Origin of the sequence: Streptomyces sp. NPDC005752, assembly GCF_040630715.1 — a bacterium.
GTDB lineage: Bacteria > Actinomycetota > Actinomycetes > Streptomycetales > Streptomycetaceae > Streptomyces.
Genome location: NZ_JBEXYB010000007.1, coordinates 90,926 through 114,287, shown reverse-complemented (window position 1 = coordinate 114,287; position 23,362 = coordinate 90,926). Strand labels below are relative to the sequence as shown.

Below are 23,362 nucleotides of genomic sequence, written 5' to 3'. Positions count from 1 at the left end.
GCCAGACATATTGGGGTTTCGTTTCGCCTGGCGTGGGGTTGGTCGCCGTCGAGTGGGCGGGTTGCCGGGGAGTGACCCCTCCCCCGGCCGGTATCAGCAGGCGACTGTGGTGGCGCGGCGACGGTTGGCGTACCAGACCAGCCCGGCTGTCACGGCAGCCGCACCCAGAGCGGCTGCGGCGACGAGTGCCGGCCGCGGTGGCATCGAAAAGGCGGGCAGGCGCTGCTTGAGGCGAACGGGCCGGTCGAAGACCAGAATCGGCCATTCCCGCAGAGTGGCCTCGCGCCTCAGCGCCCGGTCAGGGTTGACGGCGTGGGGGTGCCCGACCGATTCCAGCATCGGCACGTCCGTGGCGGAGTCGCTGTACGCGTAGCAGCGTGAGAGGTCGTAACCTTCCGATTCGGCTAGAGCCCTGATCGCCTCGGCTTTGGTGGGTCCGTAGGCGTAGTACTCGACCTCGCCGGTGAAGCATCCGTCCTCACCCACGACCATCCGGGTTGCCACGACCCGGTCGGCGCCGAGTAGTTCACCGATCGGTTCAACGACCTCGGCGCTGGAAGTCGAGACGATGACCACGTCACGTCCAGCGGTGTGATGCTCCTCGATGAGGGTTGCGGCCTCGTCGTAGATGATCGGGTCGATCAGGTCGTGCAGGGTTTCGGCCACAAGGTCCTTGACCTGCTGGACGTTCCATCCCTTGGAGAGCGCTGAGAGGTACTCGCGCATCCGCTCCATCTGGTCGTGATCGGCACCCCCGGCTAGAAAAACGAACTGTGTGTATGCGGTGCGCAGTACGGCGCGGCGGTTGATCAGCCCGCCTTGGTAGAAGGACTTGCTGAAGGTCAGTGTCGATGACTTCGCAATGACCGTCTTGTCCAGGTCGAAGAAGGCTGCCGTGCGCGGCGAGAAGCTATTTTCCACAAAGGTGAGCATAGGGGCCCGCCATTCGGCGTAAAGTCCGGTCGGCGGGTTTGCCTGAGAAGGCGCTCGGGTACACCATGGAAGTCACGGATCGTTCGCGACCGTGCTAACCCGGTCCGGCTCCTCCCCCCCCGAGTCGGCCGTGGGGACGACCCCCGCTCTCCCCCCCCGGCGGGGGTCGTCGCATGTCCGGACGCCTTTTTCGAGCATGGTCTCAGGGCGCTCCTGCCCTGGCCGGCTCCTTCGCTCCTCTCCTCGCGTCGGTTCACTCGACCATGCATCGTGACTGTGTGTAGTGGAAGGGGTGTGCTGTGAAAGTCCCCTGGACGAGCTACAGAGATATTCACAACGCTGGGGTTGTCCACAGTTTTTGAGCAAGATCCACATGTTTTTTCGGGCCACTGCATGTTGATTCCACCCACGAAGTCCGTGGGTTCCGGAATCGCGCGTCTCAGAAGCGTTCGAGATCGCCGCGAAACCGCACTGAAGGGACATGAAGAGGGGCGTGGATCGTGGCTGGATTTTTCGCGGGCGGAGGTCCGTCGAGCGCCGAAGGGCGGCGGGACGGGCCGTCGATCGTGACCGAGGACCCGGATCTGCTGGACGACCTGCTCAGGTTGTGCGCGGCCGCCGGGGCCATGCCCGAGGTGCATCACGGGCCACCGGGAGAGAGGGGCAACTGGGAACGGGCTCCGATGGTTCTGGTCGGCGACGACATGGCGCGCAGTTGCCGTGGATTGCCACGTAGGCCGGGCGTCATGCTCGTCGGACGGGACCAGGACGACCCGGATGTATGGCGCCGAGCGGTGGAGATCGGAGCCGAATACGTGCTGAGGCTGCCTGATTCCGAAGGGTGGCTCGTGGACCAGATCGCCAATGCGGTCGAGGGCGTGGGCCGATCCGCGCTCACCGTGGGGGTGATGGGAGGGCGCGGCGGCTCCGGAGCTTCCACGCTGGCCTGTGCGCTTGCCGTGACGGCGGCACGGTCAGGCCGTCGGACCATGCTGGTCGACGGAGATCCCCTGGGCGGCGGGATCGACGTGCTGCTCGGCGGGGAGGAGGCCGAGGGCCTGCGGTGGCCGGATTTCGCTCGTTCGAAAGGGAGGGTGGGCGGAGGTGCGCTGGAGGATTCCCTGCCTGCGGTGCACGGGCTGCGTGTGCTCAGCTGGGGCCGCGACGACGAGGTGATCGTGCCACCGCAGGCCATGCAGTCGGTGCTCGCCGCGGCGCGTCGGCTCGGCGGAGTGGTGGTCGTGGATCTGCCGCGGAGGGTCGACGAAAGCGTGGCTGAGGCGCTCGCACAGGTGGACGTCGGACTGCTGGTAGTACCCGGGGAGCTCAGAGCGGTCGCGGCCGCGCAGCGTGTGGCGGCTTCTGCCCGCATGGTTCTCGACGACCTGCGCGTGGTCGCCCGGGGCCCCTATACGGCGGGTCTGGACGAGCAGTGGGTGGCACAGGCGCTGGGTCTGCCGCTCGTGGGCGACCTGCCTGCGGAGGCCGGTCTGCCTTCGGCTCTGGACAGCGGTGTGCCCCCGGGCGGGAATCCCCGCGGTTCGCTGGCGCGCTTCTGTGCCGCCTTCTGGGATCTGGCGGATGCCCCGGCGAGCCGCTCGTCCGGCGTCCCGACCGTGGCTCGTGGGGGAGCGACGTCATGAGGGACGCGTTGCTCGACGCCGTACGCCAACGGCTGGCGCGCACCGGTGCGGCGCCCACGCCGGCTGGGGTGGCTGCCGCGCTGAGAGAGCAGGGCCGTTTGCTCGGTGATGCGGAAGTGCTCGGCGCGGCGGAGGAGCTGCGGGGCGAACTGGTCGGCACAGGAGTGCTGGAGCAGCTGTTGGCAGACCCCGCGGTGACCGATGTGCTCGTGTCTGCTCCGGACCGGGTGTGGGTGGACCGCGGCGGCGGGCTCGAGCTGACGCGTGTCGCCTTCCATGACGCGGCGGCTGTTCGGAGGCTGGCTCAGAGGCTTGCCGCAGTGGCCGGGCGCCGGCTGGACGACGCCCGGCCGTGGGTGGACGCCCGGCTGCCGGACGGTACGCGTATGCACGCCGTGCTGCCGCCTGTGTCCGTCGGCTCGACATGCCTCTCTCTGCGGGTGGTGCGGCCCAAGGCTTTCACCTTGGCGGAGCTCGTGGTGGCGGGGACGGTCCCGCCCGGCGGCGACCGGCTGCTGAGAGCTCTGGTCGAGGCCCGGGTCTCGTATCTGATCAGCGGAGGGACCGGCGCGGGGAAGACGACCCTGTTGTCGAGCCTGCTGGGGGCGGTCGGGCAGCGGGAGCGCATCGTGCTGGCGGAGGATTCGGCGGAGTTGCGCCCGGATCACCCGCACGTGGTGCGCCTGGAGTCGCGTCCCGCGAACCAGGAGGGCGCCGGGCGGGTGACGCTACGGGACCTGGTACGCCAGGCGTTGCGCATGCGTCCTGACCGGTTGGTGGTTGGGGAGGTCCGGGGAGCCGAGGTGACGGAGCTCCTTGCGGCTCTCAACACTGGACACGAAGGCGGATGCGGCACGGTGCACGCCAACGCTGCCGAGCATGTTCCGGCGCGGCTGGAGGCCCTCGGGACCGCCGCGGGTCTCGATCGCGCCGCTCTGCACAGTCAGTTGGCGGCGGCGCTGTCCGTCGTCGTCCACCTCGTACGGGACGGGGGCGGGCAGCGGCGTCTGGCCGAGGTGCATGTCCTCGAGCGGGACTCCGCAGGACTGGTCGTCACCGTGCCCGCACTGCGCTGGGGAGCCGAGGGCTTCGAGCCGGAGCGGGGCTGGGAGCGGCTCGGGACGCTGATCGGGGAGTGGCTGTGACGGCGGCGGGCCCCGACGCGCTGGCGCAGGTGCCGGCCTGGGCGATGGCGGGATGTGCGGGTCTGGCCGGCGGTCTGGCCGTGGCGCGGGACCCCGGGGCGCGGCGTGCTCGGATGCTGATGGCGCGACGGCGGGAGGAGCGCTGGGGGCCGATGGCGTGGGCTATGGTCCGCGAGCTGTTCGACGGCCGACGGGAATGGCTGTGTGCCCCCGTGGCGGCCCTTCTCGCCGTGGTGGGGGAATCGGTGCTCCCGCTCCTCGTCGGCGCCGTGGCGGTTGCGCTGGTGAGGCGCTGGCTGCGGCGGCGGGCGGATCGGGACGACCGTGAGCGGGCGGCCGACGCCGTGACTGCCCTCTGCGGAGCGGTGGTCGGCGAGTTGCGGGCAGGGCGCGAGCCCGGCCAGGCGCTGCTCGCCGCCACGCGGACCGCGGGCGGCGAGCTCGGCGCAGCCGAATCCGCCGTTCTGGCGGCCGCGCGGTTCGGTGGCGATGTGCCGGGCGCGCTGCGGCAGGCTTCGGCAGGTCCCGGTCTCGACGGACTCGCGGGGATGGCGGCGTGTTGGCGGGTGGCCGTGAGCGGCGGAGCCGGTCTCGCGGCAGGTCTGGCGCGCCTGGAGAGCGCGCTGCGAGGCGAGAGGCGTCAGCGGGAGGAACTGCGGGCGCAGCTGGCGGGCGCGTGGTCGACTGTGGCGGTCCTGGCTTTGCTGCCGGTGCTCGGCCTGGGGATGGGAGCCGCACTCGGGGCGGACCCGCTGGGGGTGCTGCTGCACAGCCCGGGTGGGCTCGCCTGCCTGATGGCGGGCGGACTGCTCGAGGCCGCGGGGCTGTTCTGGGCATCGCGGATCGTGCGGGCGGGGGAGGCGCCGTGAGCGGAGGGCCAGGGGCGGGGGGATCGCTGGGAGTGGCCGGGGCAGTGGGGGCCGCAGTGGGTACAGCCGTCTATTTCACCTCCACGCTGGCCATGCGGCGGCACGAGCGCGCGATACGCCGAAGGGGTGCGCTGCTGACCAGGTCCTGCGCGAGCAGACCGAGGTCGGGGTGGACGCACCTTCGGGCGCAGGACTGGAGCCGTGCTCGGCGGTGGGCTGTGTTCCTGGCAGCCGCGGCGGGGGGCTGGGTCCTCGTAGGCACACCCGCCGGTTGCGGGGTCGGTCTTGCTGCGGCGTACGGACTGTGGCGGTGGCGGCGCTCCGTGAGACGCCATGGAGCCGCCGTCCAGGAGGCCGAGGCCGCGGTGATTGCCCGGCAGTTGCCCGTTGCCGCAGACCTGTTGGCATCCTGTCTGTCGGCCGGTGCCGGACCGCGGGACGCTGCGGAGGCAGTCGGGGAATCCATTGCCGGTCCGGTCGGCGAGCGGCTGGCCCGTACGGCGGCCGAGATCCTCCTCGGCGGTGAACCGGCGCAGGCATGGGGCCGGTTCGGTGAGATACCAGGCGCTGCGCCACTGGCGCGCTGTCTGGAACGTGCCGCATCCACGGGAGCGCCCGCAGCGGAGCCTGTTTCCAGGCTGGCCGACGAAATGCGCGCCGCGCGGGCGAGTGCGGCCGTGGCGCGTGCTCAGCGTGCGGGTGTGCTGATCACCGCACCGGTGGGGCTTTGCTTCCTGCCCGCCTTTCTGGCGATGGGCGTGGCGCCGGTGGTGATCGGACTGGCGACCGGTCTGTTGCACCGCGGCTGAGTGCGTACAGCTGTCTTCCCGGGGGCCGGCTTCGACGGCGGGGAACCGCGGGTGACTGCTGTGACCCGGATGAGGCGCCGCCGAAGAACTGCGCCGGGTCCTGGCGGGTTCCCAGGCCGAGGTGCGGCTGGTTTCGAGCGGGAGCCGGACCCGGCCTCCCCTCGGCCTGCAGCTCCGGCTCGCCGGAAGTACCGAATCGAAGGTTCCGAAAGAAATCAACGTGGTTTCTGGACATGGGGGTTGTTGTGGGAAGGAAATTCATGGACCGCTTTCTGAGGGCGCTGCGGGCGTTGCGTCGTTTCTGGGAGAGCGGGCTCGGCGGGCACGCCCGGTGCCGCGGTCTCGACCGTGGGATGACGACGTCGGAGTACGCGGTGGGAACCATTGCTGCCTGTGCCTTCGCGGCGGTGCTCTACAAGGTGGTTACCAGTGGGGCGGTGCTGTCGGCGCTGCAGTCGCTGATCAAGGACGCCCTCGATGCGAAGTTCTGAGGTCCCGGGGAGGGGCCTGTCCGGTGACAGGGGAGCGGTGACGGCGGAGGCCGCCATGGCACTCCCCGTGCTGGTGGCGTTCGTTCTCGCACTCGTCTGGGCGCTGGTGGCCGCGTCGGACCAGATCCGCTGTGTGGACGCGGCACGGGCCGGAGCGCGGGCCGCGGCCCGATCGGAGCCTGAGGGCGTCGTGCGGGCCACGGCGCAGGATGCAGCGCCTGGCAGGGCTCGTGTCGCCGTTGAGCGGGCGGGGGCGCTGTGGCGAGTTCGGGTGGAGGCGCCGACTCCAGGCCCTGGGCCGCTGGGCCTGACGCTGAGTGCTGAGGCTGTCGCGTTGGCCGAGGACACAGTGGGGACGGAGCCGTGAGAGGGATGAGCGGCGCTCCCGGCGCTGGGGACCGAGGGCTGGCGACCGTCTGGGTGGCTGTCACGACGGCGACGCTCTGCGCGGTGTTCGCCATGGTGCTGGCCCTCGGCCAGGCTGTGTCCGCCCGCCACAGGGCCGGCGGCGCGGCTGATCTGGCGGCGCTTGCCGCAGCCGACCAGGCACTGCGGGGTGCGGAGGTGGCGTGCGGGGCGGCCGGTGAGGTCGCTATGGCCCAAGGGGCGGAAATCGTGCGTTGCGGGGTGCGGGGAGAGATCGCCGACGTGACGGCCCGCGCGCGCTTCGGACCGTACGCGCCTGAGGTCAGGTCGAGAGCGGGCCCCCCGGAGGGTTAGTTGAGCCCTGCGCGGTCGGCGGCGTCGTCCTTCGCCGAAGGGCCGGGGCGCGCAGTGGGCCTTACCTCTCAGGCTTTCCGGCCGGCCCCTCCCCGCTCTGTGCCGGGTCGCCTTCCCTCAGGTCCGACGGCGCGGTCCTGAGCAGTTCGGTCAGGAGGCGTACGGCGCCCCGTTTGTGCAGTGGTTCGTTTCCGTTGCCGCACTTGGGGGACTGGATGCAGGACGGGCAGCCCGCTTCGCACTCGCATGACGCGATGGCCTGGCGCGTCGCCGTCAGCCATGTGCCGGCGGTGTGGAAGGCGCGCTCCGCGAAGCCGGCTCCGCCCGGGTGGCCGTCGTAGACGAACACCGTGGGAAGGAGCGTGTCGGGGTGCAGAGGGACGGAGACACCACCGATGTCCCAGCGGTCGCAGGTAGCGAAGAGCGGCAGCATGCCGATGGAGGCGTGTTCGGCGGCGTGCAGGGAACCTCCGAGGATCTCCGGGCTGATCCGTGCGGCATCGAGTTGGTCCTCGGTGACCGTCCACCACACGGCGCGGGTGCGCAGGGTGCGGGGAGGCAGGTCGAGTTTGGTCTCTCCCAGGACCTCCCCGCTGATCAGCCTGCGGCGCAGGAAGGAGACGACCTGGTTGGTCACCTCGACGGAGCCGAAGCAGAGGCGGCCGTCACCCCAGGGGATCTCGGTATCGGTCTCCAGTACGGCGATCGCGGTCGTATCGCGTGCGTTCGTCGAGTAGGGAGGTACGGCTTCCTCCACCAAGGCCACTGAATCCTCCAGGTCCAGTGTCCGGACGAGGTAGGTCCGGCCCTGGTGGAGGTGGACGGCACCCTCGTGAACGGCGGTGTGTGCGGCTGATTCGTCCACGGTTCCCAGCAGCCGTCCGGTGCCTTCCTCGACGATCTGGACGGGACGGCCGCCCCCGCCACGGATGTCGGTGAGATCGGCTGCGCGTTCCCGGCGGGTCCAGTGCCAGCCCGTCGGCCGTCTGCGCAGCAGCTTCGCGGCCTCCAGTTGTGGCAGAAGCTCTGCTACCGCCGGGCCGAAGAGGGCGACGTCCGCCTCCGTGAGGGGGAGCTCCGCGGCTGCGGCACACAGGTGTGGGGCAAGGACGTAAGGGTTGTCCGGGTCCAGGACGGTCGACTCCACGGGCTGCTGGAACAGCGCTTCGGGGTGGTGTACGAGGAAGGTGTCCAGCGGGTCGTCCCGGGCCACCAGGACTGCGAGGGCGCCCTCCCCCGAGCGTCCCGCGCGGCCGGCCTGCTGCCAGAGGGAGGCGCGGGTGCCCGGGTATCCGGCGATGACCACGGCGTCCAGCCCCGAGACGTCGATGCCGAGCTCCAGGGCGGTTGTGGCTGCCAGTCCCAGAAGGTCCCCGGAGTGCAGTGCGCGTTCCAGGGCCCGGCGCTCCTCGGGCAGGTATCCACCGCGGTAGGCGGCGACGCGCCCGGGCAGTGAACGGTCGACTTCGGCCAGTCGCTCCTTGGCGATGAGGGAGATGAGCTCGGCGCCGCGCCGAGAGCGTACGAAGGCGACCGAGCGCACGCCCTGGAGGGTCAGGTCGGTCAGGAGGTCGGCGGTCTCGGCCGTGGCGGAACGGCGCACCGGCGCCCCCTTCTCGCCATGCAGATCGGTCAGTGGCGGCTCCCAGAGGGCGAAGACCAGTTCTCCGCGGGGGGAGGCGTCGTCGGCGACCTCCTTGACGGGGAGTCCCGTGAGGCGGCCGGCGGCGACCGAGGGCTGTGCCGCGGTGGCGGAGGCGAGGAGGAAGACGGGATCGGATCCGTAGCGGGCGCAGAGACGGCGAAGACGGCGTAGCACCTGGGCGACGTGGGAGCCGAAGACGCCCCGGTAGGTGTGGCACTCATCGATGACGACGAAGCGCAAGGAGCGGAGGAAGGAGGCCCAGCGGGGGTGGGACGGGAGGATGCCCCGATGCAGCATGTCGGGGTTCGTCAGGACGTAATTGGCGTACTGACGCACCCATTCGCGTTCTTCGACCGGCGTGTCCCCGTCGTAGACCGCCGGCCGGATCGCGGAGCCGAGGGGCGCCGCGAGCGCCTTCACCGCGCGGCGCTGATCGGCGGCCAGGGCCTTGGTGGGGGCGAGGTACAGGGCGGTGGTGCCGCGGCCGTCGGGGGCCTGGGAGCCGTCGAGGAGCGTACTCAGCACGGGGGCGAGGTAGGCGAGTGACTTGCCGGACGCGGTCCCCGTCGCGATCACCACGGACTCGCCGTCCAGGGCGTGCTCGGCTGCGGTGGCCTGGTGCGTCCACGGATGGTCGATTCCGGCCCGGCCGATCGCCGAGACGACTTCTGGCCGGATGCGGTCCGGCCAGATGGCATGGGTTCCCGCACGCGGGGGCAAGTGCTCCGTATGAGTGATGCGCGCTGCCCGGCCCGCCGCTGCGGCGAGCCGGTCGAGAACCACCGTGGGAGAGGGGCGCGAGCCCGCGCTCTCGGGTGGTCGACTGGGGCGGTGATTCTTGGCCATCGGCACCGAGTGTGTCACTGGCATGACGGACAATGGTCCCAAGGCGTCGTGCATGGCTGCTGGTAAGTGATTGAATGCCATCGCGGCTGGCGATCCGTCCCCTGGCCTCCGTCGGGGAGACTGAGGGGCGACCGCTCGATAGCAAGGTGCTGGAGGATCCGTGGACCTGTCCCTGTCGACTCGCAATGTGTCCGGCCCTGGTGGCGACCGTACGGTCGTCGAGGTCGGTGGCGAGATTGATGTGTATACCGCGCCCAAGCTGCGCGAGCAGTTGGTCGAGTTGGTGAATGACGGCAGCTACCACCTGGTTGTCGACATGGAAGGCGTCGACTTCCTCGACTCCACCGGCCTCGGCGTGCTCGTGGGTGGCCTGAAGCGTGTCCGAGCCCATGAGGGCTCGCTGCGCCTGGTGTGTAACCAGGAGCGCATTCTCAAGATCTTCCGGATCACAGGTCTGACCAAGGTGTTTCCCATTCACACCACGGTCGACGAGGCTGTCGCTGCGACCGACTGACCGTCGGTGCCGGTCGGCAGTTCCCAGGCCGGCAGGCACGCAGTGACAGACCGGCAGGCGGCAGCAGACGGGCCGCCAGGAGCAGGCGGTCGACCATGTGGTCGGCTGCCGGCTTCGTCGGTTCCACAGGAAGTGAGAGCAGGGGTACCGGGCGCCACGCCCGGGCCCCTGAAATGCACGCCCAAAAGTTCGAGGGGGATGACATGCCAACCGTTGAACTCCGCTTCAGCGCTCAGCCCGAACACGTCAGGACGGCGCGCCTGGTGGCAGCCGCCGTGGCACGCCGGGCCGGCGTCGATGAGGCGGTGCTCGACGAGGTCAGACTTGCAGTCGGCGAAGCGTGCAGCCGCGCCGTGGGGCTGCACCGGAGCCACCACGTGGCCGCCCCGGTCACGGTCGTTCTGACCGAGGAGGAGAAGGCGTTCTCCATCGAGGTCGGCGATGGGCTTCCCGCCCCGGGCAGCGGTTCCTCGGCGCCGCGAGCGCCTGGAGCCGGAGATCCGGACGTACCGGAAGGCGACGCCGACACCGAGGACGAGATGGGCCTTGCGGTCATCAGCGGCCTGGTCGACGACGTGGAAGTCCTCACGGGCGCGGACGGTGGAGTGATCCGCATGACCTGGCCGAAGACTCCGGCCGTGGTGCTTCCCTGACCCACAGCGCCCGGTTACCCACAGGGTGACCCACAGCGCCCAGCGCCCGGTGACCTGTAGGGCCCATTGATCCGTAGCGCCCAGTGGCCCACAGCGGCCGACCATGTGCCTCACTCAGTGCATTCGGTCCAGCTCCGTGTCCCGCGCCGCTCAGTGCACCAGCCGTGCCGCACCCGCGCGCCACCCGTCGTGGCTGCAGTCGGCGTGCCGCGCCCGCCGCCCCGATCCCGCCCGGGCACCTCCTGGCTCGGACATGGCGCCCGCCGCCTCTCGCGAGCTCGCCCCGTTGCCAGCCACACGTCCTCGCTGCCCCGCTCCCGCGTGCCCTCGCAATCTCGACCGGTAGGCGAAGTGGTGTGATCGATCCCTGTTGAGCAGCGCGTTTCCCTTCGCGCTTGATCGACGATCTCGTTGATTCGACACATGTCACTCGTCTGCTCCACTACTGCATTCGGGTCCCAATGCGACCGAGATCATTTGCCATTGGGTGGACGAATGTCGATTTCATTGACCATCCACTGTTTTGATCAGGTTCCGCTCCCTACAATCCCTCCACGACTTGGGCGCTCAGCGTCAAGGAGGACGTATGGCGGAGTTCTTCGACACCCCGGAGTTCTGCAACACCCCACTGGCAGAACTGACGCACCTTTCCGCACCTTCCGGCCGCTCCACCTCACTCGCAGCCGCGGTACTCACCGATGGCAACCGGCTGATCGTCGCCGTCATCGCTGTCGTCGCGCTTGCCGCGCTGGTCGTGGCCCGGCTGCTCGTACGCCAGGTGCTGGCGGCGGGTGAAGGTACCGAACGCATGAAAGAGATCGCGGCGGCGGTCCAGGAGGGAGCGAATGCCTATCTGGCCCGTCAGTTGCGCACCGTCGGTATCTTCGCCGTCGTCGTGTTCTTCCTGCTTCTGCTGCTCCCGGCCGACAACTGGTCGCAGCGCACGGGGCGCTCGCTGTTCTTCCTGGTGGGCGCTCTGTTTTCGGCGGCCACCGGATACATCGGTATGCGGCTCGCTGTTCGAACCAATGTGCGCGTGGCTGCTGCCGCGCGTGAGGCGACTCCCGCCGAGGGGGAACCGGAAAAGGATCTCACCATCGTTTCGCACAAAGCGATGAAGATCGCTTTTCGTACGGGTGGTGCGGTCGGCATGATCACGGTGGGCCTCGGCCTGCTCGGTGCCTCCTGCGTGGTGCTCGTCTACGCGGCCGACGCGCCCAAGGTGCTGGAGGGGTTCGGCCTCGGTGCCGCGCTGATCGCCATGTTCATGAGGGTCGGGGGCGGGATCTTCACCAAGGCCGCCGATGTGGGCGCCGACCTCGTGGGCAAGGTGGAGCAGGGCATCCCCGAGGACGACCCGCGCAACGCCGCCACCATCGCCGACAACGTGGGGGACAACGTCGGTGACTGTGCGGGCATGGCCGCGGACCTGTTCGAGTCGTACGCCGTGACGCTGGTGGCCGCACTCATCCTGGGCAAGGCCGCCTTCGGGGACGCGGGGCTGGCCTTTCCGCTGATCGTCCCGGCGATCGGGGTGATCACGGCCATGATCGGGATCTTCGCCGTTGCTCCAAGGCGCGCCGACCGCAGCGGTATGACTGCCATCAACCGTGGATTTTTCGTCTCCGCCGTGGTCTCGCTCGTCCTCGTGGCGGTGGCCGTGTTCGTCTATCTGCCGTCCTCGTACGCCGGGCTGGACGGGGTCACCGACGGCTCCGTCACGACGCACGGCGGGGACCCGCGGGTGTTCGCCCTGGTCGCCGTAGCCATCGGGATCGTGCTCGCTGCCCTGATCCAGCAGCTCACCGGCTACTTCACCGAGACGAGCAGGCGTCCGGTCCGGGACATCGGGAAGTCCTCGCTGACCGGCCCGGCGACCGTCGTGCTCGCGGGTGTCTCCATCGGCCTGGAGTCGGCCGTCTACACCGCGCTCCTGATCGGCCTCGGCGTCTACGGGGCCTTCCTGCTCGGCGGTACGTCGATCGTGCTGGCGCTCTTCGCGGTGGCCCTGGCGGGGACCGGTCTCCTCACCACCGTGGGTGTCATCGTCGCCATGGACACCTTCGGTCCGGTCTCCGACAACGCCCAGGGCATCGCCGAGATGTCCGGGGACGTCACGGGCGCGGGAGCCCAGGTCCTCACTGACCTCGACGCCGTCGGCAACACCACCAAGGCCATCACCAAAGGCATCGCGATCGCCACGGCGGTCCTGGCGGCGTCCGCGCTCTTCGGTTCGTACCGCGATGCCATCGCCACGGCGGTCGACGACGTGGGGGCCCGGGCGGGGGAGCTGGGGCTGAGCCTGGACATCTCGCAGCCGAACAACCTGGTCGGTCTCATCCTCGGAGCCGCGGTCGTCTTTCTCTTCTCCGGGCTGGCCATCAGCGCGGTCTCCCGTTCGGCGGGGGCCGTGGTCCACGAGGTCCGGCGGCAGTTCCGGGAGCGTCCCGGGATCATGAACTACACGGAGAAGCCGGAGTACGGGCGCGTCGTCGACATCTGCACCAAGGACGCCCTGCGTGAGCTCGCCACGCCCGGGCTGCTCGCCGTTCTGGCACCGATCGCGGTGGGATTCACCCTGGGCGTGGGGGCCCTCGGTTCGTACCTCGCGGGTGCGATCGCCACAGGCACCCTGATGGCCGTCTTCCTCGCCAACTCCGGTGGTGCGTGGGACAACGCCAAGAAGCTCGTCGAGGACGGTCACCACGGCGGCAAGGGCAGCGAGGCGCATGCCGCGACGATCATCGGCGACACGGTCGGGGACCCGTTCAAGGACACGGCCGGCCCGGCCATCAACCCACTCCTCAAGGTGATGAATCTCGTGGCGCTGCTCATCGCCCCCGCGGTGGTGCAGTTCAGTTACGGCGATGACGCGAGTGCGGCGGTGCGGGCCGCAGTGGCCGTCATCGCCCTCGTCGTCATCGTCGGCGCGGTTTATGTGTCCAAGCGTCGTGGGATCGCCGTGGGCGACGGCGACGGCGACGGGCCGGGCGGTGGTGGCGGTGACGACGGAGGAGGCGGCGGGACTGCCAAGTCCACCGGCCCTGCGGCGGTTTCATGACGTGCACGGTCATGGGGGCGTTCACCTCGAAGGTGACACCGGTTCAGTGAGGCGGTGGGCGGCGCGTCCTGACGTGTCGTCCGTTGTCCGGGCATGCGGGCCTGCCGCTGCTCACCGGAGGTGGGGTCGTACCGGTGTCCCAGTGGGCAGGTGAGTTGTATCTCCCTCATTCTCCTTGGTGCAAATGGCTGCAAAGGCATGTATATCGGATACCCGTCGCCTGATTGCCGCCCACTTGGCGTGTAAGTTCCGGGGCCGAGAGCCTTGGAAGGGACCCAATCCGGTGAACAAGAAGCTTGCAGCCGCACTGTCCGGCGGTGCGGTACTCGTACTGACTCTGTCGGGCTGCAGCGACGACAGCGACAACAAGGTGAACGACTGGGCGAAGAAGTTCTGCGACCAGGTTCAGCCGCAGTTGCAGAAGATCGCGAACGCCAATGCCGCGATCGAGCAGCAGACGGATGACCAGAGCAAGCCCGCCGACGTCCAGAAGACCGACTCGGCCGCCTTCCAGCAGATCTCGCAGGCGTACAAGCAGCTGGGCACGGCCGTGCAGTCCGCGGGCGCGCCCCCCGTGGACGGCGGAGAGACCACGCAGAAGGAGGCCGTGAAGGAGCTCAATGCCGCCTCCGTCGCCTACGCGGACCTGAAGACGAAGGTCGACGAGTTCGACACCAAGGACCAGGCGGAGTTCGCCGACAGCCTCAGCGGTCTCGCCGACGAACTGACAAAGATCAGCAACAACGGTGACCAGGCGCTGAACAAGCTTCAGTCCGGTGAGGTCGGCTCCGCGATGGCGAAGCAGAAGGGCTGCCAGAAGCCGACGGCCTCGGCTCCTCCCGCATCCGCCCCCTCCGCCCCGGCGTCGAAGTCCGCCTCGCCTTCCGCCTCGGCGAGCGAGAAGTCGTAGAGGCGGCGGGGAGGGGAAACCCGCAACGGCGGCGGCTCACGCGCCGGCGTGCCTGGGCGAAGTCCTCACCGCCGAAAGCCGCGGCCGCCGAAGTCCTCACCGCCCAGAGCCGCGGCCGCCGAAGTTCTCACCGCCGAAAGCCGCGACCGGTGTGAAGCCGCAGCGGACGGGCCCCTCGCGGAAGGCGGAGGGCGTGCAGTCGCGACGGGTGAGGCGCCTCGTGGCAGCCCGGACGCCCTTCGTGGGTGCCGGGCCGCTGCCGTTGTCGGAGAGAGCGGCCACAATGGTGGGGTGAGTACGACCAGCCTCCCCGCATCCGACCGTGCCCCCCGGCTCCGCGAAGCCCTGATCGCCGCCGCCTTCACGGCCGATGGCCTCCTCGAACGGCTCGGCGCGCCGGCGTACGCCGCGCTCGCCCGCAGTGAGACCGTCCCGGCGCTCCGGGCCACCCGCGGGGATTCCGCGCTCGACACGCTCGTGCGGCTCTTCTTGCTGCAGCGGCCCGTTCCTGCTGCAGCGGCCGATGCCGCCATCCCGCTGGAGGAGTGCGTCCAGGACGGCTGGGTGGTCCGTGAGGGCGACACGGTGAGGGCGACGGTAGACGTCCGGCCCTACGGCGGTCCCGAGGGGCAGGACTGGTTCATCGTCTCCGACCTGGGGTGCGCGGTCGGTGGGGCCGGCGGCATCGGCTCGCACGAGGAAGGCGTCGTCCTCGGCGTCGGCGGGGCGTCCACCACGCTGGCCGGGGTCACCGTGCGAAGGCCCGTGGCGTCCGCACTCGATCTCGGTACGGGCTCCGGCATCCAGGCCCTGCACGCCGCTCAGCACGCCACCCGGGTCACGGCCACGGACGTCAACCCGCGTGCTCTGGAGTTCACCCGTCTGACCCTCGCCTTGTCCGGAGCGGCCTCCGCGGACCTGAGGGAGGGTTCGCTCTTCGAACCGGTCGGTTCCGAGACGTACGACCTGATCGTGTCCAACCCTCCCTTCGTCATCTCGCCCGGTGCCCGGCTGACGTACCGCGACGGCGGCATGGGCGGCGACGATCTGTGCCGGACCCTCGTGCAACAGGCCGGGGACCGGCTCAACGAGGGCGGGTACGCGCAGTTCCTCGCCAACTGGCAGCACGTGGAGGGCGAGGAGTGGCAGGACCGGGTGCGCTCCTGGGTGCCCGCCGGCTGCGATGCCTGGATCGTGCAGCGTGAGGTGCAGGACGTCACGCAGTACGCCGAGCTCTGGCTGCGCGACAGCGGTGACCACCGCACGGACCCCGCGCTGTACACCGAGCGGTACGAGGCATGGCTGGACGAGTTCGAAGCCCGCAGCACCAAGGCCGTCGGCTTCGGCTGGATCACGCTCCGGAAGTCCGCCGCGGCAGCCGCCGGGAATCCCTCGCTCGTGGCCGAGGAGTGGCCGCACGCGGTGGAGCAGCCCCTCGGCCCTGCCGTCGAGGCTCATTTCGCACGGCAGGACTATCTGCGGGAGCACGACGACGCGGCTTTGCTGGCCGCGCACTTCACCCTTGCCGAGGAGGTCGTGCAGGAGCAGGTCGGGATGCCGGGCGCCGAGGACCCCGAGCACGTGGTGCTGCGTCAGCACCGCGGAATGCGCCGTGCCACCAAGGTCGATGCCGTCGGGGCCGGGTTCGCCGGTGTGTGCGACGGTTCGCTGCCGGCGGGCAGGATTCTGGACGCCATCGCCCAGCTGATGGCCGAGGACCCGGTGCTGCTGCGCGACCGCACCCCGCAGGCGATCCGGCTGCTGGTGGAGGAAGGTTTCCTGGAGCCCCTGCGGTAGAGCGGCGCAGCGTCACCACGACGACGCCGGGGTCCTGCGGTTGGCGTGCGCCCAGCCATGGCGGGGCCCGTGACGGCGGCGGCCTTCGAGACCGCCGGCACGGGCGGCCGGGTGATGTCGTCACGCGGGACGCAGGCGCGCTCCGTTACCGTGCCCTCGGTCATGTCCTCCTGAGCCCGGAAAGCTTCTGACCAGCGCCCCCTCGTCCGATCGCACACCAACCCGGTGCGGCTCGCAGATTCCGCTCAGGGCAGTTCCCGGGGCAGCCGCACGGTGTTCATCCCCGGTTCGTGCCGACGACTCCCCGGAGTGGCAGCCTCCCCTCTGCCGAGCCGCCCGCGCTGCGCGACGGCACAAGGGCCACGGCACGTGAGCCGCGGGAATCGCGGCGGCGTACGAGCGCCTCGGCGGCAGCCGGGGAAGAGTGTGAGGGGTACGGACATGGAGAGTGTCACCGCCGTTTTCGCCGGTGCGGCTTTCGCACTGTTCGGTGCCGCCCTCCTGGTCTGGACGGGGGCGCGCACCATCCAGCGCGCGCCGGTGGCGCTCGGTGTGAGCCCCGTCGCCTCCACCGCTCTCGCCACGTTCTTCGGCGTACTCTTCCTCGTCCTCGGCGTGTGGTGCCTCACCCGCATCTGATCCACCTCTCCGGCAGGGGCGTCGGGCGTCGGGCGGCCATGACGCACGGTTCCCCGGCGGGACCGCGAATCCCGCAGGCGACAGCACCGCGAGGCCCGGACCGGACGGTCCGGGCGGCAGGAATGGCGGAAGTCGGGTTACCGTTCGAGTGGCCGTTGCGGGCTTTTGCCGTTTGACACGGGGGCGGGTTGTACCGTCACACTCCGCAGCGACAGCACCGCAGGCAGCACAGAGCGCTGCCCGGATGCCCACGAGTGCCGACCGGAGAGAAGAGCGAAGTTGTCCCCGACCAGCGAGACCGCAGGCCGCCGACTCGTCATTGTCGAGTCGCCTGCCAAGGCGAAGACGATCAAGGGCTATCTCGGCCCCGGATACGTCGTCGAGGCGAGCGTCGGGCACATCCGCGACCTGCCGAACGGCGCCGCCGAAGTGCCGGACGAGTACACCGGTGAGGTACGCCGCCTCGGCGTGGACGTCGATAACGACTTCCAGCCGATCTACGTCGTCAACGCAGACAAGAAGTCCCAGGTCAGGAAGCTCAAGCAGCTCCTTGCCGAATCCGACGAACTCTTCCTCGCCACCGATGAGGACCGCGAGGGCGAAGCCATCGCGTGGCACCTGCAGGAAGTCCTCAGGCCCAAGGTCCCGGTCCACCGGATGGTCTTCCACGAGATCACCAAGGACGCGATCCGGGCCGCCGTCGCCAATCCGCGCGAGCTGAACCAGCGCATGGTCGACGCGCAGGAAACCCGCCGTATCCTCGACCGCCTCTACGGCTACGAGGTCTCGCCCGTCCTGTGGAAGAAGGTCATGCCGCGGCTCTCCGCCGGCCGCGTGCAGTCCGTCGCCACCCGCCTCGTCGTCGAGCGGGAGCGCGAGCGCATCGCCTTCCGTTCCGCCGAGTACTGGGACCTGACCGGCACCTTCGCCACCGGCCGCACCGGTGACATCTCCGACCCCTCGACGCTCACCGCCCGCCTCAGCGCGGTCGACGGGCGCCGTATCGCCCAGGGCCGCGACTTCGGCCCCGACGGGCAGCTCAAGCAGGGCTCCGCCCAGACGCTGCACCTGGACGAGACCAACGCGCGCGCCCTGGCCGCGGCGCTCGCCGACTCGACGTTCGCGGTCCGCTCGGTCGAGTCGAAGCCGTACCGCCGCTCGCCGTACGCGCCCTTCCGCACCACGACCCTCCAGCAGGAGGCGAGCCGGAAGCTGGGCTTCGGGGCCAAGGCCACCATGCAGGTGGCGCAGAAGCTGTACGAGAACGGCTTCATCACCTATATGCGTACGGACTCCACGACCCTCTCGGACACCGCGGTCTCCGCGGCCCGGGCGCAGGTCACGCAGCTGTACGGGGCGAACTACCTGCCCGACAAGCCCCGCACGTACGCCGGCAAGGTCAAGAACGCGCAGGAGGCGCACGAGGCGATCCGCCCCTCCGGCGACCGCTTCCGCACCCCGGCGGAGACCGGCCTCACCGGTGACCAGTTCCGGCTCTACGAGCTGATCTGGAAGCGGACCGTCGCCTCCCAGATGAAGGACGCCACTGGCAACTCCGTCACGGTGAAGATCGGTGGCCGGGCGAGCGACGGCAGGGACGCCGAGTTCTCCGCGTCCGGCAAGACGATCACCTTCCACGGCTTCATGAAGGCGTACGTCGAAGGCGCCGACGACCCGAACGCCGAGCTGGACGACCGTGAGCGCCGGCTGCCGCAGGTCGCCGAGGGCGACGCGCTGACCGCCGACGAGGTCACGGTCGACGGGCACGCGACCAAGCCTCCGGCCCGGTACACCGAGGCGTCGCTGGTCAAGGAGCTCGAAGAGCGCGAGATCGGCCGCCCGTCCACGTACGCCTCGATCATCGGGACGATCCTCGACCGCGGCTACGTGTTCAAGAAGGGCACGGCCCTGGTGCCGTCGTTCCTCTCGTTCGCCGTGGTCAACCTGCTGGAGAAGCACTTCGGCCGGCTCGTCGACTACGACTTCACCGCTCGCATGGAGGACGACCTCGACCGCATCGCGCGGGGCGAGGCCCAGTCCGTGCCGTGGCTGCGCCGTTTCTACTTCGGTGCCGGGGACGACACGACCGGTGCCGGTGCGGCCTCCGACGCGGGCAACGGCGACGGGGACCACCTCGGCGGCCTGAAGGAGCTCGTGACCGACCTGGGCGCGATCGACGCCCGCGAGATCTCCTCGTTCCCCGTCGGCAACGACATCAAGCTCCGTGTCGGTCGCTACGGCCCGTACATCGAGCGGGGCGAGAAGGACTCCGAGGGCCACCAGCGCGCCGACGTGCCGGAGGAGCTGGCGCCCGACGAGCTGTCCGTGGAGCTCGCGGAGGAGCTGCTGGCCAAGCCGAGTGGCGATTTCGAACTCGGCGCCGACCCGGTCAGCGGGAACCAGATCATCGCGAAGGACGGGCGCTACGGCCCGTACGTCACCGAGGTGCTGCCCGAGGGCACGCCGAAGACGGGCAAGAACGCGGTGAAGCCGCGGACGGCGTCCCTCTTCAAGTCGATGTCGCTCGATACGGTGACGCTGGCCGACGCGCTCAAGCTCATGTCGCTGCCGCGTGTCGTCGGTGAGGACGCCGAGGGCGTCGAGATCACCGCGCAGAACGGCCGCTACGGGCCCTACCTGAAGAAGGGCACGGACTCGCGGTCGCTGACCTCCGAGGACCAGCTCTTCGACATCACGCTCGAAGAGGCCCTGGCGATCTACGCCCAGCCGAAGCAGCGCGGGCGGGCAGCTGCGAAGCCGCCGCTGAAGGAGCTGGGCACCGACCCGGTGAGCGGCTCCCCGGTGGTGGTGAAGGACGGCCGCTTCGGCGCGTACGTCACCGACGGCGAGACGAACGCGACGCTGCGGACCGACGACAGCGTCGAGGACATCACGCCGGAACGCGGCTACGAGCTGCTCGCCGAGAAGCGGGCCAAGGGGCCCGCCAAGAAGAAGACGGCGAAGAAGGCTCCGGCCAAGAAGGCGACCGCGAAGAAGGCCACGACGGCCAAGAAGGCGACCGCCAAGAAGACGACCGCCACCAAGACGTCTGCCGCGAAGAAGACGGCCGCCGCCAAGAAGGCACCTGCGAAGAAGGCGACCGCCACGGCGAAGAAGACGGCTTCCGCTACGCCCGAGGAGAGCTGACCGCAGGCGTCGGCAGCGAGTGGCCCACCACCGGGCGTGGGCGGTGAAACGCCGACTGCCGGTCGCGGAGCTGCGAAGGGGCGCCTGTGCCCGCGCAGTGCGGCGATGGGCGGACCGTCCCGTGCGATGCCGTGAAGAGCTGACCGCCCCGCGCGGCCCGGTCACGGCTCACGGTGCCTGCCGCAGGACTGTCCAGAGTTGGCCGCGGGCCGTGCACGAACGCCGGAAGAGCCGGGGCCACCTGGCCCTTCCGGCGTTCGTGCACGGCCGGGCCGCGTTTCCGTTGGGCATATGTTCGGACGCGGCCCCCGGGCACCGCGCGGCTCCCGATAGGCTGGGCGGATGACGCGAGCCGAGCAGCCACCGGTCGTGAGCCCCACCTCCGACACACTTGCCGCAGACTCACGCGAGCGCGCCGTACGAGCCCTGTTGCGTGTTCCCCCGCTCCGGCGGTTGTGGAGCGCCCAGCTCGTCGGCAGTATCGGCGATTCACTCGCCCTTCTTGTGCTCGTGCTGTTGTCGCTGCAGGCGGCGGTCCTCGAGGGCTCCTTCGGGGCCGGATACCGCGGGGCGGCCTTTGCCGTCGCCGCCGTGTTCGGCGCCCGGATTCTTTCCACCGTGCTCTTCGGAGCCGTACTCCTGGGGCCTCTGACGGCGCTCACGGCGCCCGCCGGCCCGGTCGACCGGCGCTGGCTGATGATCGGGGCGGACGGGCTGCGGCTCGCTCTGCTGGTCGTCGCGCCCCTGTGGATCGACTGGATGCCGGACAAGGCACTCATGATGATCCTGATCACGGTCTTCGTGACCGGGGCCGGCGAACGGCTGTGGTCGGTGGCCAAGGAGAGCGCCGCCCCCGCGCTGCTCCCCGCCCCGCCCCCCGAGGGTGCCGCCGTGCGCCCGCTGCCGGACCACCTCGACGCCCTGCGCAGGCTCTCCCTGCGGACCAACTTCCTCGCGGTCCCCGCGGCCGCCGCCGTTCTGGTGATCGCCGCGCTGGTCGGTGAACTGCTCGGCACCGGCTTCGACTGGTTCTCCTTCCACCAGGCCGCCCTCGGCTCCTACCTCGCGGCGGGACTCTTCTCCGCCTCGGTCTCGACCCTCTACTTCCTCGACATCCCGGCCACCCGGACACCCCGCCCCCGCTCGCCCCTGGAGGGCCTGCGCCGGCCGACTGCCGGAACCGGAACGGGCTCGGACAAGGGCCGTACCGGCAGCATTCCGCTGGTCGTCGCGGCGTGCTCCGCGGTTGCCGGGGCCATCGCCGCCGCAGCAGCCGTCTCCGTGTTGCACGCCGCCGACCTCGACGGCGGACCCGCCACCTTCGCCCTGCTGATCCTGGCCCTGACCGGTGGCACCGCGCTCGGTATCCGTACCGCGCCCAAGGTGCTGCCCGCCCTGTCGCGCCGTCGGCTGCTGGCACTGGCGGTCGCCGTCACGGGGGTCGCGCTCCTCGCGCTCGGCCTGGTGCCCGACACCGCCACCGGTCTGCTGATCGCGCTGCTCGCCGGTTACGCGGCGGGGGTCGCCGCACACATCGGGCATGCGGTCATCGACCAGGAAACCGAGGCTTTCCGCCAGGCCAAGACCACCGAGCATCTCCAGGCCGCCGTCCGGGTGCTCGTCGCACTCGGCGCGGTGGGCGGTCCGCTGCTCGCCGCCGCCATCGGCCGGCACCGTCTCGGGTCCGGTGACTTCGTCTTCGCACACGGTGGAGCGGCCTTCGCGCTGATGCTCATCGGCGCGCTGCTGCTGCCCGTCGCCGTGATCGTCCTCGCGAAGACCGACGACCGCGCCGGTGTCCCGCTGCGCCGTGACCTGCGTGAGGCGCTGCGTGGCGGCGACCCCGCGGTCACGCCCGCGGCGAACGGCTTCTTCCTCGCCCTGGAGGGCGGCGACGGAGCCGGCAAGTCCACCCAGGTCGAGGCGCTCGCCGAATGGATCCGCGCCAAGGGCCACGAGGTGGTCGTGACCCGCGAGCCGGGTGCCACCCCGATCGGCAAGCGGCTGCGCTCGATCCTCCTGGACGTCTCGTCGGCCGGTCTGTCGAACCGGGCCGAGGCACTGCTGTACGCCGCCGACCGCGCCGAGCACGTCGACTCGGTCGTCCGCCCGGCACTGGAGCGCGGCGCGGTCGTCATCTCCGACCGCTACATCGACTCGTCCGTCGCCTACCAGGGCGCGGGCCGGGACCTCGCACCGACCGAGGTCGCCAGGATCTCGCGCTGGGCGACCAGCGGGCTCGTACCGCATCTGACGGTGCTCCTGGACGTCGACCCGGAGACGGCGCGCGAACGCTTCACCGAGGCGCCCGACCGGCTGGAGTCCGAGCCGGCCGAATTCCACAACCGCGTGCGCTCCGGCTTCCTGACCCTCGCAGCCGCCGACCCGGCCCGGTACCTGGTGGTGGACGCCGGGCAGGAGCCCGAAGCGATCACCACGGTCGTACGCCACCGGCTCGACCGGCTCCTTCCCCTCTCCGAAGCCGAGATCAAGGCCCAGGAGGAGGCGCGCAGGGCGGCCGAGGAGGAGGCCCGGCGCAAGGCCGAGGAGGAGGCTGCCCGCAAGGCCGAGGAGGAGCGGCTGGAGGCCGAGCGGCAGGCTCAGCTCGCGAAGCTCCGTGCCGAGGAGGAGGAGCGCAGGCGCCGCGAGGAGGAAGAAGCCCGTCAGCGCGAGGCCGAGCGCCAGGCTGAGGAGGCCCGGCAGCGTGCCGAGGAGGCGCGACGCCGTGCCGAGGAGCAGCGGGCCCGTCTCGAGGCCGAGGAGCAGGTGCGCGAGGCCGAGCAGGAGCGGCTGCGCCGGCAGGCCCAGGAGGAGGCGCGCCTGCGCAAGGAGGCGGAGGCGCTGCGCCTGGAGAAGCAGCGCAAGGCGGAGGAGGCGCTTGTCAGGTCCGAGGAGGCACGCCGCCGTGCCGAGGCCGAGGCAGCCGCCCGGGCCGAGGAGGCCGCGGCAGCGGCCGCCGCGCAGCGTGCCGAGGAGCGTGGCGACTCCGGGCTCCGGGAGACCGGGCCGTCGTCGCAGGACAACGAGCTCACCGTCGCGACGCCTGTCGTGAATCCGAACGAGATCACGCAGCCCGTGCCGGTCGCCCGGCCGGACGGCCCCGCGCGCGACGCGGACGAGACGGCTGTACTGCCGCCGGTGCGCGATGCGGACGAGACCGCGGTCCTGCGGCCCGTGCGGGACGAGGATCCGTCCGACCGCGTGCCGCCGGGCGTCTTCCGCGACGCGCGCCGGGCTTCCGGTGCCGAGAACGAGAACGAGCGCACGCGTGAGCTGCCCCAGGTGAGCGACGACCCGCAGGCCGGGCGTGAGGCCCGGGGTTCGGCGGCTCAGGGCGGCCGCGGCGGGCGGCCCCGTCCGGACTGGGCGGAGGAGACACCGCTGGACGATCTGCCGTCCCTGGCCGACGAACTGCTCGGCGGCCACGACGACGATCAGGGCGGCTCCGGACGGGGCGGGCGCAAGCCGCGCCGCTGACGGGCGGACGGTGGAGGCGGAACGCCGGGATTGTCAGACCCTTCCCGCACAATAGGGAAGCGC

Annotated in this window: 17 protein-coding genes; 15 read left to right on the top strand and 2 right to left on the bottom strand. The window is 70.6% G+C overall.

What is annotated here, in order from left to right:
- Positions 1–93 precede the first annotated feature (93 nt).
- Complete coding sequence (locus tag ABZ441_RS08500) at positions 94–933, bottom strand: HAD-IB family hydrolase (RefSeq protein WP_358969768.1); 840 nt, start codon at positions 931–933, stop codon at positions 94–96.
- Between the two features lie 500 nt (positions 934–1,433).
- Between ABZ441_RS08500 and ssd the strand changes: the two genes are divergently transcribed.
- The 7 genes from ssd to ABZ441_RS08465 all read left to right on the top strand — a co-directional run bounded on the left by ssd (position 1,434) and on the right by ABZ441_RS08465 (position 6,610).
- Positions 1,434–2,576 carry a septum site-determining protein Ssd gene (gene ssd, locus ABZ441_RS08495; protein ID WP_358969766.1) on the top strand — a complete coding sequence of 381 codons (1,143 nt, stop codon included), beginning with the start codon at positions 1,434–1,436 and terminating at the stop codon, positions 2,574–2,576.
- Positions 2,573–3,721 carry a TadA family conjugal transfer-associated ATPase gene (locus ABZ441_RS08490; RefSeq protein WP_358969764.1) on the top strand — a complete coding sequence of 383 codons (1,149 nt, stop codon included), beginning with the start codon at positions 2,573–2,575 and terminating at the stop codon, positions 3,719–3,721. The genes ssd and ABZ441_RS08490 overlap by 4 nt, the downstream gene beginning before the upstream one ends.
- A gap of 44 nt (positions 3,722–3,765) precedes the next feature.
- Positions 3,766–4,590, top strand: coding sequence for a type II secretion system F family protein (locus ABZ441_RS08485; protein ID WP_358969957.1), 825 nt, complete (start codon positions 3,766–3,768; stop codon positions 4,588–4,590).
- Positions 4,591–4,682: 92 nt separating this feature from the next.
- Complete coding sequence (locus ABZ441_RS08480; RefSeq protein WP_358969955.1) at positions 4,683–5,399, top strand: type II secretion system F family protein; 717 nt, start codon at positions 4,683–4,685, stop codon at positions 5,397–5,399.
- 260 nt (positions 5,400–5,659) lie between these two features.
- Complete coding sequence (locus ABZ441_RS08475) at positions 5,660–5,890, top strand: DUF4244 domain-containing protein (RefSeq protein WP_358969762.1); 231 nt, start codon at positions 5,660–5,662, stop codon at positions 5,888–5,890.
- The gene (locus ABZ441_RS08470; RefSeq protein WP_358969761.1) at positions 5,877–6,257 is read left to right on the top strand and encodes a TadE family type IV pilus minor pilin; all 381 of its coding nucleotides are present in this window, start codon (positions 5,877–5,879) and stop codon (positions 6,255–6,257) included. Before ABZ441_RS08475 ends, ABZ441_RS08470 begins: the two co-directional genes overlap by 14 nt.
- A gap of 5 nt (positions 6,258–6,262) precedes the next feature.
- Complete coding sequence (locus ABZ441_RS08465) at positions 6,263–6,610, top strand: Rv3654c family TadE-like protein (protein ID WP_358969759.1); 348 nt, start codon at positions 6,263–6,265, stop codon at positions 6,608–6,610.
- 61 nt (positions 6,611–6,671) lie between these two features.
- Here the strand turns inward: ABZ441_RS08465 and ABZ441_RS08460 are convergent, their stop codons facing one another.
- On the bottom strand, positions 6,672–9,182 hold the full coding sequence (locus ABZ441_RS08460) for a DEAD/DEAH box helicase (protein ID WP_358969758.1): 2,511 nt from the start codon (positions 9,180–9,182) through the stop codon (positions 6,672–6,674).
- Between the two features lie 79 nt (positions 9,183–9,261).
- Here ABZ441_RS08460 and ABZ441_RS08455 point away from each other — a divergent pair, with 79 nt between their 5' ends.
- From ABZ441_RS08455 to tmk, 8 genes are all read left to right on the top strand, one after another.
- Positions 9,262–9,615: an STAS domain-containing protein gene (locus ABZ441_RS08455; RefSeq protein ID WP_003967428.1), complete on the top strand. Its 354-nt coding sequence runs from the start codon at positions 9,262–9,264 to the stop codon at positions 9,613–9,615.
- A 203-nt stretch (positions 9,616–9,818) separates the two neighbouring features.
- Positions 9,819–10,268: an ATP-binding protein gene (locus tag ABZ441_RS08450; protein WP_358969756.1), complete on the top strand. Its 450-nt coding sequence runs from the start codon at positions 9,819–9,821 to the stop codon at positions 10,266–10,268.
- 586 nt (positions 10,269–10,854) lie between these two features.
- Complete coding sequence (locus tag ABZ441_RS08445; RefSeq protein ID WP_358969755.1) at positions 10,855–13,329, top strand: sodium-translocating pyrophosphatase; 2,475 nt, start codon at positions 10,855–10,857, stop codon at positions 13,327–13,329.
- A 283-nt stretch (positions 13,330–13,612) separates the two neighbouring features.
- Complete coding sequence (locus ABZ441_RS08440; RefSeq protein ID WP_358969753.1) at positions 13,613–14,239, top strand: small secreted protein; 627 nt, start codon at positions 13,613–13,615, stop codon at positions 14,237–14,239.
- 291 nt (positions 14,240–14,530) lie between these two features.
- Complete coding sequence (locus tag ABZ441_RS08435; RefSeq protein WP_358969751.1) at positions 14,531–16,036, top strand: class I SAM-dependent methyltransferase; 1,506 nt, start codon at positions 14,531–14,533, stop codon at positions 16,034–16,036.
- A 441-nt stretch (positions 16,037–16,477) separates the two neighbouring features.
- On the top strand, positions 16,478–16,675 hold the full coding sequence (locus ABZ441_RS08430) for a hypothetical protein (protein WP_358969750.1): 198 nt from the start codon (positions 16,478–16,480) through the stop codon (positions 16,673–16,675).
- 279 nt (positions 16,676–16,954) lie between these two features.
- Positions 16,955–19,822 (top strand): type I DNA topoisomerase, encoded by a 2,868-nt coding sequence (gene topA, locus ABZ441_RS08425; RefSeq protein WP_358969748.1) that lies wholly within the window; start codon positions 16,955–16,957, stop codon positions 19,820–19,822.
- Between the two features lie 342 nt (positions 19,823–20,164).
- Positions 20,165–23,299 (top strand): dTMP kinase, encoded by a 3,135-nt coding sequence (gene tmk / locus ABZ441_RS08420; protein WP_358969746.1) that lies wholly within the window; start codon positions 20,165–20,167, stop codon positions 23,297–23,299.
- The last annotated feature ends 63 nt before the right edge of the window (positions 23,300–23,362 follow it).